The organism is Bacillota bacterium (assembly GCA_024655925.1).
Lineage (GTDB): Bacteria > Bacillota > DTU025 > DTU025 > JANLFS01 > JANLFS01.
In genome coordinates, this window is sequence record JANLFS010000225.1 from 621 (window position 1) to 1,593 (window position 973).

Genomic DNA, 973 nt, shown 5'->3' on the forward strand with positions numbered 1-973 from the left:
GATATGTGTTCGCACCCCCTTCTGTGCCTGACCCGCGTGGCAGGCCCACGTCAAAGTCCTTTTTGATTGACACGGGTGGCTTGTTCTGAGGGCAGCGAAAGGCGATGCAATGGTGTGTGGGTAGGACACAGGGCCGAGTCGAGGGATTTGGGGTGTGAGAGAGGAAGTAGAGGCTTTTGGGGGACCTCTGTGTATGCGGGGTTTAAGGTTGTTGCGGTGTTGTTCCCTTTAGCAGCCTAGCAGGTTAAGCACAACATGAGGTCCGCCCCATGCAAGGCCGCGTAGTCCTGAAGCGATGTTCTTCCAGCCGCATAGGCGGAGCGCGCCGATTATCAGGTTGGGTAGGGTCGCAAACACTCGGGGACCTGCCTTGGTTCGGATTTGGGATCTGTCTTCATCGAGAGTGACATCCCTCACCCAGTGAAGTCTATTCTCGATATCCCAATGGCTGCGTGAGAGTTCTAACAGCCGCTCCGGACCAGCCTTATGTGGTTGCGCGAATGGTGCGCGTCTCTATGCGGCCATGGTCTCCATCTCTTGTTGTGTAGGCAGGGGGAAAAACCGCTCTCCCCGAGGGCGGCAATATCCTCAAAGAGGCTTTTCTGATTGGCTTTGACGGTGAAGACATAGTCGGCTTTCTTCTCCTCCACTGGGTACCGGGCGTGGTGGGCCTGAGCGTGGATAGCATCAGCGGTGACAACAACTCCTTCGAGGTCTAGTGGGTTAAGCAGGGGCTTGAATGCCGCAATCTCATTGCTTTTTGAGTCGACCTCGTTCTGAGGAGCGACTATGCCTTCTTTATGGAGCAGAGCAGCCATTAGATGTATAGGCTTAGTGTCTTCTGAACCTGAACCGCGTTGGGTCTTGCCGTCGACAGCAATGGCATCTTTGGCAACCTGGCTACAAAGGACTGAGTAAAGTTTAAGTGGGTGGTACTCGCCGGGGGAGGCCCGGGGAGAAAAGAAGGACAGGG

The 973-nt window shown here is 55.3% G+C and carries 1 protein-coding gene; it reads right to left on the reverse strand.

Going from position 1 to position 973, the window contains the following annotated elements; translation table 11 throughout:
- Positions 1–461 precede the first annotated feature (461 nt).
- Positions 462–881, reverse strand: a complete 420-nt coding sequence (locus tag NUW23_16340; GenBank protein MCR4427716.1) for an ISAs1 family transposase — start codon at positions 879–881, stop codon at positions 462–464.
- Positions 882–973: the final 92 nt, after the last annotated feature.